Raw genomic sequence first — 9,700 nt, 5'->3', positions numbered from 1 at the left:
GTGGTCTGCGCCTGCAACTCGGTGTGGTCTAATCCGCGCTTACCTATGTGGCGGGGGTGGGGCAGGCCGTCGCGATGGTGCACCACCCGGCGGGCGACGCCGCCGCGACGCGGCTGGTGGCCTATGTCGTGGCCGCGCCCGGCAGCGTCCTCGACCCTTCCGGCGTGCGCGAATCGGTGGCCCGGCGGCTGCCCGCGTTCCTGGTGCCGGATGTGGTGACCGTGCTCGACGAACTGCCGTTGAACAGCAGCGGCAAGGTCGACCGCCGTGCCCTGCCCGAACCCGCGCTCGCGCAACGAGATTACCGTGCACCCGCCGGCGCGACCGAGCGGATCATCGCCGAGGTGTTCGCCGACGTGCTCGGGACCGACCGGGTCGGCATGGACGACGACTTCTTCGTCCTCGGTGGCGATTCCATCGTCTCCATCCAGGTCGTGGCGAAAGCCAGGGCACGGGGCGTGGTGTTCGGTCCACGGGAGGTATTCGAGCAGCGGACCGCGGCCCGTCTCGCGACGGTCGCCCGGACCGCCGCGGACGCGGCAGCCACCGCGACCGAGCTGCCCGGCGGCGGAGTGGGCGAGCTGCCCCTGCTGCCGATCGCCCGCTGGATGGTGGAGTGGGGCAAGGGTTTCCAGCGTTTCGACCAGCACGTGGTGTTGCGACTCCCGGCCGGTGTCCACGAATCGGCCCTGCTCGCGGCCATCGGCGCAGTGCTGGAGCGGCACGACGCGCTCCGCTCGACGCTGCGCCACGACGGATCGGGCGAGTGGTCCCTGCATATCGCCGCGGCCGATGCGGTGAACGCGGCGACGGTACTGCACCGGCGCGCGCTCGACCCGGCCGTCGACGTCGACTCCGAACGAGGCCGCCGGACCGTCACCCATATCGCCGCGGTGGAACTGGATTCGGCGCTGCGGCGGTTGGATCCGAGCACCGGCGACATGGTGCGCATGGTCTGGCTCGCGCCCGCCGACGGCGCACCCGGATGGCTGCTGATCGTGGCGCACCATCTCGTCGTCGACGGCGTGTCCTGGCGAATCCTGGTGCCGGACCTGCTCGCGGCCCTGGCCCAAGCCGCCACCGGCAGCGCGCCGACCCTGCCACCGGTGGGCACCTCCCTGCGGCGCTGGGCCCACGGCCTGGTGACCGCCGCCGCCGAGGCGTCCCGCACGGCCGAACTATCCGTCTGGCACGCCATGGTGACCGGTCCGGACCCGCTGTGGGGCGGGCGCGACCTGGATCCGGGGATCGATACCGTCGAAGTACTGGACCAGGTCGGCATCGAACTGCCCGAGTCGGTCACCCGCGCGCTGCTGTCCACGGTGCCGACGGTCTTCCACGGCAGCGTCAACGACGGACTGCTGGCGAGTCTGGCCGGGGCCGTGCGCACCTGGCGTCACCGGCGCGGCATCGCGGAGCCGTCGGTGCTGGTGCGACTGGAGGGGCACGGACGCGAGGAGCAGGTGGTGCCCGGTGCGGAGCTGTCCCGTACGGTCGGCTGGTTCACCTCCATGTTCCCGGTCCGCTTCGATACGACCGGGCTCGACCCGGACGGACCGCTCACCGGCAGTGCCGGTGCGGACGCGCTGGTGCGGTCGGTGAAGGAGACCCTGCGCGCCCTTCCGGACAAGGGCATCGGCTACGGCCTGCTGCGGTACCTCAATCCCCAGACCGCCGCCCAGCTGCCGGACCGGATGCCGGGACGCATCGCCTTCAACTACCTCGGCCGGGTCTCCGATACCGGCGACGACGACATCCACGGCGGGCTGGGCGAACTCGCGGTGGCACCCGATCCCGAGACACCGGTGACGGTGGCCCTGGACATCAGCGTGATCGCGGTGGGCGACCGGCTGCGGGGGAGCCTTCGGTTCCCGCGCACGCTGCTCGACCGGTCCGAGGTCGAGGAGTTGGCGCAGTTGTGGTCGGGGGCGTTGACCGCGATCGCCGAGTACGCCGAACTGCCCGGTGCGGGAGGACATTCGCCGTCCGACTTCGATCTGGTGCGGTTGACGCAACCGGAGATCGATGGGTTGGAGCGGGCGTATCCGGCGCTGAGCGATATCTGGCCGGTGACCCCGTTGCAGGCCGGGCTGCTGTTCCACGCCCGATGGGCCGCCGCCGACGATCTGTACGCGTCACAGGTGCTGCTGCGACTGTCCGGCGACCTGGACGTCGACCGGCTGCGCCGGGCGGGGGCGGTGGTGCTCGAACGTCACCCGAGCCTGCGCGGCGCGTTCGCCACCGGCCGCGACGGCACCACCGTGGCCGTGATCTGCGATGACGCCGAAATACCCTGGGAATTCGTGGATCTCACCGACGCGACCGACAGTGAGGCGGCGCTCGCGGAGCTGGCCGCCGCCGAGAAGGCGCGGCGCTTCGATCTCGCGGCGGCCCCGCTGCTGCGCTGCACCGTCGTCGCGACGGCTCCCGAGCGGTGGGCCCTGATCCTGACCAACCACCATGCGATTCTCGACGGCTGGTCCTGCCCGCTGCTGCTCACCGAACTGTTCGCCGCGTATCTGGGCGAGCACGCGCCGACGGCTCCTGGCTCGTACCGAGATTTCCTGGCCTGGCTGGCGACTCGGGACCGGGATGCGGCCCGCGCCGCTTGGGCTCGCGCGCTGGACGGCGTCGAACCCACCCTGATCGCCGGTGCCGCCGCCGACACCGGGATCGTCGCCGACCACTGGATCACCTTCGCGGACAACGAGACCCGAGAGCTGACCGCCGCGGCCGCCGCCGCGGGCGTCACCCTCAACACCGTCCTCCAGTCGGTGTGGGCCGTGCTGATCGCGCGACTCACCGGACGCGGCGATGTGGTGTTCGGTTCGACGGTGTCGGGTCGTCCGGGTGAGCTGCCCGGTGCCGACCGCGCCATCGGGCTGTTCATCAATACGGTGCCGACCCGGGTGCGACTGCGCCCGGCCGAGCCGGTCATCCGGCTGTGGACCCGCGTACACGACGAACAGGCGGCCCTGCTCGACCATCAGCACCTGGGGCTCACCGAGATTCACGCGCTCGCCGGCAGCGACGCCCTGTTCGACACCGTCATGGTGCTGGAGTCCTACCCGGTCGACGTCGACGCCGTGCGTCGGATCACCGGACCGGGCGGCGTCGCCGTCACCGGCGTGAGCGCCGCCGACTCCACCCACTATCCGCTCACCTGCAGTGTCATCGCACAGGACGGCCTGCGGATTCGATTGCAGTACCGTCCGGACGTGCTGGACGAGACCGCCGTCACGGCGTTCGCCACCCGGCTGCACGAGACCCTGCGCGCGGTCGCCCGTGCCCCGGAGACGCCGGTACGTGCCCTCGGCCTGCCGTCGCCCGCCGAGCACGATCGGCTCGTCCGCGACTGGGGACGCCGCGGCAACCCGGCCACGGCCGCCGTGACCATGCCGGACCTGCTGGCGGCGGCGGTGACCCGCAACCCCGACGGCGACGCGGTCACCGACGGCCATCGGACCCTCACCTACCGCGAACTCGACCAGCGCTCGAATCGATTGGCGCGCTACTTGATCGGTCAGGGCGTCGGCCCGGAGTCGGTGATCGCCATCGGCCTGCCGCGCTCCCCGGAATGGGTGCTGGCGGTCTGGGCCATCGCCAAGGCCGGTGCCGCGTTCCTCTCGCTGGACCCCGGCCACCCGCTCGACCGCAATCGGTTCGTCTGCACGGATTCCGCTGTGCGCATCGGGATCACGACCCAAAACCATGCGGCGGCACTGCCGCGCGACGGCGTGGCCTGGCTGGTGCTGGACGACCCGGGCAGCGCGGACGCGATCGCGGCATGCGCGCCCACGCCGGTCACCGACGCCGACCGCCACCGCGGCATTCGGCCCGGCAATACCGCCTACCTCATCTACACCTCCGGATCCACCGGCCGCCCCAAGGGCGTGCAGGTCACCCATGCCGGACTCGCGGCCCTGGCCGCCGCGCAGCTCCGTGACCACGAGGTACGGCCCGATTCGCGGGTGCTGGCGGTCGCCGCGCGGACCTTCGACGCGGCCGTCCTCGAACTCCTGTCGGCGGTCTCGGGCGGCGCGCTGCTGGTGATCGCACCCGACGACGTGTACGGCGGCCCGGCGCTGGCCGCGCTGCTGCGCACCGCGCGCATCACGCACGCGTTCATGACGCCCGCGGTGGCGCTGACCGTGGAAACGGAGGGTCTGGATGAGCTGCGCATGGTCATGACCGGCGGTGATCGCTGTGCGCCACAGCTGGTGTCGCGCTGGTCGCGCACCGATACCGCGGGTCGGCGCACGGTGCGCAATCTGTACGGTCCGGCCGAGGCGACCGTCTGGGTGACCGGCGCCGAACTGACACCCGGTCGCCCGGTGGTGATCGGCGGGCCGATCCCGGGCATGGGTGTGGTGGTGCTGGATGCGTGGTTGCGGCCGGTGCCCGCCGGGGTGGCGGGTGAACTGTACGTCTCCGGACCCGGAGTCGCGCGGGGCTACCGAGGCCGTGCGGGCCTGACCGCCGCGCGCTTCGTCGCCGACCCGTTCGGGACGGCGGGGGAGCGTCTCTACCGCACCGGCGACCTGGTTCGGTGGCTGCCGGACCCGGAATCCGGCTCCGGGGTACTGGAATTCGTGGGCCGGGTCGACTTCCAGGTGAAGGTGCGCGGTCAGCGGATGGAGCCCGGTGAGGTCGAAAGCGCCCTCACCGAGCTGCCGGACGTCGAACAGGCCGCCGTCGTCGTGCACACCCCGAACGGCGGTGCCGGTGCGCGCCTGGTGGCCTACGTGGTCGCCGCGCCGGGACACCGGCCCGACCCGGCGACGGTGCGGCGCGCGCTGGGGCAGCGCCTGCCCGGCTATATGGTGCCGGACGCGGTCACGGTGCTGGATCGGCTGCCGGTCACGGTGCACGGCAAGGTCGACAAGGCGGCCCTGCCCGAACCGGTGTGGGAGCGGGCGGAGTACCGCGCGCCGGTCACCCGCACCGAAAAGCTGGTGGCCCGCGTGTTCGCGGCCGTGCTCGACGCCGAGCGGATCGGCCGCCACGACGACTTCTTCGCCCTGGGCGGCAATTCGCTGTCGGCGACCCGGCTGTCGGCGCGACTGGCCGACGAGACCGGTCTCGGCGTCGGCGTACGCGACGTGTTCGAGCGGCCGGTGGTCGCGGAGCTGGCGGCGCTGCTCGACACCCGCACCAGCGTTGCGACGGTGGACGTGCCGCGGATCGCCGCGCGGGTGCGGCCGGAGCGGGTGCCGCTGTCGTTCGCGCAGCAGCGCATGTGGTTCGTCAACCGGTACGCCCCCGAATCCGCGGCCTACAGCATCCCGCTGGCGCTGCGCCTGTCCGGCACCGTGCGCGTGCCGGCGCTCGCGGCCGCCGTCCGGGATGTGCTGGGCCGCCACGAGGTGCTGCGCACGCGGTACCCGGATGTGGACGGTGTGCCGTTCCAAGTGATCGTCCCGGTCGAGGAGCTGCCCGCCGTGGCGGAGATCGACCTGACGCCGCGGCCGGTGGAACCCACCGCCGTGACCGCCGCGGTCGCCGCCGCGGCATCGGTGGGATTCGATGTGGCGCAGCGGGTTCCGCTGCGGGTGCGACTGCTGTCGACCGGCCCCGAGGAGTACGTGCTGGTGTGGGTGGTGCACCATATCGCCGCGGACGGATTCTCCATGGCTCCGCTGGCGCGAGACCTGGCCACCGCCTACGCCGCGCGCTGCGCCGGGCGGCGGCCGGAGTGGGCCCCGCTGCCGGTGCAGTACGCCGACTACACCCTGTGGCAGCGCGAATCGCTGGGCACGGCGGACGACCCGGACGCACCGCTGTCGCGGCAGCTCGACTTCTGGACCGAGCGGCTGCGCGGTCTGCCGGAAGTCCTGGAGCTGCCCGTCGATCGCCCGCGCCCGGCCGTGGCCTCCCATCGGGGAGCCACCCACCGGTGCACCGTGGACCCGGCGGTGGTCACCGCTCTGCGGGAGCTGGCGCGCACGCGCGGGGTGACCATGTTCATGGTGTTCCACGCGGCCCTGGCGGTGCTGCTGGCGCGGTTGTCGAACAGTGCCGACATCGCCGTGGGCACACCGGTCGCGGGGCGCGGCGCGGCCGAACTCGACGATCTGGTGGGCATGTTCGTCAATACGCTCGTGCTGCGCACCCGCGTGGACGAGTCGGTGCCCTTCACCGAACTGCTGTCCGAGGTTCGCGGCGTCGACCTGGATGCCTTCGCACACGCGGAGATTCCCTTCGAACAGGTGGTGGAGGCGCTGGATCCGCCTCGGACCCAGGCCCACCACCCGCTGTTCCAAGTGATGCTGGCCTTCCAGAACCTCGATCCGGCCGGGGTGGAGTTGCCGGAGGTGTCGGTGACGCCCGTCGGGACCGACACCGGCATCGAACGTTTCGACCTGACCTTCACCCTGACCGATATCGCCGACGCCGACGGCGCGCTCGGAGTGCACATCGGCTATGCCACCGACCTCTTCGACGCGCGGACGGTCGCCGACGTCGCCGAACGCCTGCTGCGGGTGCTGCGCGCCATCACCGCGAATCCCGCCGTGCCCGTGCGGGATATCGACATCCTCGCGATCGCGGAGCGGCAGCGCCTCCTGGCCGAGTACGGGCACGGCCCCGACCTCGACCTCGCCACCATCACGATGCCGGAGTTGCTGGAGGTGGCGGTGGCGGGCCATCCCGAGGGTGACGCGGTCGTCGACGGTGACCGGCGACTGTCCTACCGCGAGCTGGACGAGCGCTCGAACCGGTTGGCGCGCTGCCTGATCGGGTACGGCGTCGGACCCGAAGCGGTGGTCGCCATCGGCATCGCGCGCTCACTGGACTGGGTGCTGGCCGTCTGGGCCGTCGCCAAGGCCGGGGCGGCCTTCGTGTCGGTGGATCCCGCGCACCCCGTGGAACGAAACCTGTTCGTATGCACCGATTCCGAAGCGCGCTGCCTGCTCGCGGTGCACGACCTGGGTTTCGGGGTGCCCGGTGTGCCGACGCTCCGTCTCGACGCGATCGACCTGACGCGGTTCGATGCGACCGCGGTATCCGATACGGATCGTCCCGGACTGCTGTTGCCGACCACGACGGGCTACGTCGTGTACACCTCGGGCTCCACCGGCCGCCCGAAGGGGGTGGCGGTCCCGCATTCCGGTCTGGCCGCCCTGGTGGCGACGGACCAGCGCGAATACGATGTCGACCCGGACTCGCGCGTAGTCGCCGTGGCGGCACGGACATTCGACGCCGCCGTGCTCGAACTGCTGCTGGCGCTGTCGGGCAGCGCCACACTGGTCGTCGCGCCCCCGGACGCGTTCGGCGGTGAGCCGCTCGCGGAGGTGCTGCGTGCGCAGCGCGTCACCCACGCTTTCCTGACACCCGCGGTCGCGCTCTCACTGGACCCCGACGGTCTCGACGACCTGCGGGTGGTGCTCACCGGCGGGGACCGGTGCCCGCCCCACCTGGTGTCCCGCTGGTCGCGCACCGATGTGGCGGGACGGCGGCGCGTGCACAACCTCTACGGCCCCGCCGAAACGACGATCTGGGTGACCGGCAGCCCCGAACTGCGGGCGGACACCCCGGTCACCCTCGGTTCGGCGATCCCCGGTGCCACGGTGCTGGTGCTCGACGCCTGGCTGCGCCCTGTCCCCGCGGGCGTGGTGGGCGAACTGTACATCGCGGGCCCCGGGGTGGCCCGCGGCTACCGTGGCCGGGCCGCCGCGACGGCGACCAGGTTCGTCGCCGACCCCTACGGCCCACCCGGTGCCCGCCTGTACCGCACCGGCGATCTGGTGCGGTGGACCAGCCACCATTCCACGTCCGGTACCCGCGAAACCCCGCCGACCGCGCTCGCCTTCCGGCCCACGGCCGGTACATCCGCCGCGGCCGCGGCCGATTCCAGTGCAGCGCGCGGTGCATCCGCGGTGGCGGACGAGTTCGAACTCCGCACAGCCACAGGAGAATCCGCCGCCGCGGGAAGCTCGGCCACCGACCGGGTCGGGGTGCTGGCTTTCGTGGGCCGCGCGGACTTCCAGGTGAAGGTGCGCGGCCAGCGGTTGGAGCTGGGCGAGGTCGAAGCCGCACTCGCCGACCTGGACTGCATCGAGCAGGCGGCGGTCGTCGTGCACAACCCCGACGACGCCGCCGGGGCGCGCCTGGCCGCGTATGTGACGGCGCGGCCGGACCATACCGTGGAGTCGGATCGGGTGCGTCGGGAGTTGGGCCAGCGCCTGCCGGGCTACCTGGTGCCCGATACCGTCATGGCGCTCACCGCCCTGCCGATGACCGCCAGCGGAAAGGTCGACCGCCGCGCGCTGCCGGAACCGGTGCTCGCGGCACGTACCTTCCGCGCACCGGCCACGGCCACCGAGCGGCTGGTCGCGGCGGTGTTCGCCGAGGTGCTCGGGGTCGACCGGGTGGGCGCGGACGACGACTTCTTCGCACTCGGCGGGAACTCGCTCAGTGCGGTGCGTGTCGTCACGCTGCTGCGGTCCCGCACCGGCAGGCAGTTGCGGTACGGCCACCTCTTCTCCGATGCCAGCCCGGCCGCACTCGCACACGCCCTCGACAGCGGCGCGGACACCCTGAACATCTCGCTCGGCGTCCTGACCCCCCTGCGCTCCGCGGGCACCCGCCCGCCGCTGTTCTGCGTCCATCCCGGCGGCGGCCTGGCCTGGGTGTACGGCGCACTGGTCGGTCACCTCGAGCCGGACCGCCCCGTCCACGGCCTCCAGGACCCCTACATCGTCGCCGACGAATCCCGGCTGGAATCGGTTGGCGCGTACGCCGATCGGTATGTGCGCGAACTCCTGGAACGGTTCCCGGACACCACCTACCACCTGCTGGGCTGGTCCCTGGGTGGCCAGATCGCGCACGCCATGGCCGCACGACTCCAGGAGCTCGGCCACCCGGTCGGCCTGCTCGCCCTGGTGGACGCCGGCATCACCACCGAACCCGTCGAACTGCCGGAACCGGGACCGCGCGAGGTGGCCGAGACCGTCGGCCGGATTCTCGGCGGCTGGCGAGAGGCCCTCGGCCTGTCCGACATTCCCGACATCGACCGGGTCGAGGACTTCTACGCCCTGGTCTCCGATCGGATCAGCCGCGCCGGCATCCTGACGGCACCGCAGGTGGAACGCGTCCTGGAGAGCTTCTCCCAACCGCTGCCCTACGACCCGCGCCACTTCACCGGCGACGCCCTGCTGTTCACCTCCGCCCGCGAGCCGAACCGGGACGGGTTCACCGCGACCTGGCGGCGGTACATCACCGGCCGCATCGAGGAAGTCCCCGTTGACGCCTGGCATACCGGAATGCTGAGCGCCGACAAGGCAGCCGAACTCGGCCCGATCCTGCGGGCTCGGCTGCGCGCGCTCGATAACGGCTCCGCAGCAGGTCAGCCGACCGACGACCGGTTAGGTGACAATCCGATCACATAGCAACTACACAGGCAATTCTGGCGCGGAACACGGCTCGAGGCTGTTGACTATGGGTTGTGCTGATCGGCAGCACCCGCGAGTCCGAGGAGGTCGGGCCATGCACAGCGCAGCCATCGAGGCCGGAGCCGTCGCGTCGGTAGGTCCGGACGGGGAGGGGCGGGCGGTGCGGGTCGCGGGGGAAGCGGTCAGCAAGCGCGGACGGCGCGAGATCAACGCCGATGCGGTCGCCACGGTGACCGATCGCCGGGTCGGGCGTACCGCGGTGGTGGTGGCGGACGGCGTCGGCGACCATCTGGGCGCGGCCCGGGCGG

At 72.2% G+C, this 9,700-nt stretch carries 1 protein-coding gene and 1 pseudogene; both read left to right on the top strand.

Annotated elements, in window-relative coordinates:
* Positions 1-47 precede the first annotated feature (47 nt).
* Complete coding sequence (locus tag QK444_RS25170; RefSeq protein ID WP_349239542.1) at positions 48-9,389, top strand: amino acid adenylation domain-containing protein; 9,342 nt, start codon at positions 48-50, stop codon at positions 9,387-9,389.
* 97 nt (positions 9,390-9,486) lie between these two features.
* Positions 9,487-9,700: pseudogene (locus QK444_RS25165) on the top strand (hypothetical protein); the annotation flags it as partial.

It is taken from the genome of Nocardia sp. CC201C, from assembly GCF_030010695.1.
GTDB classification, from domain to species: Bacteria; Actinomycetota; Actinomycetes; order Mycobacteriales; family Mycobacteriaceae; genus Nocardia; species Nocardia otitidiscaviarum.
This window is presented reverse-complemented; position numbering and strand designations above follow the sequence as displayed.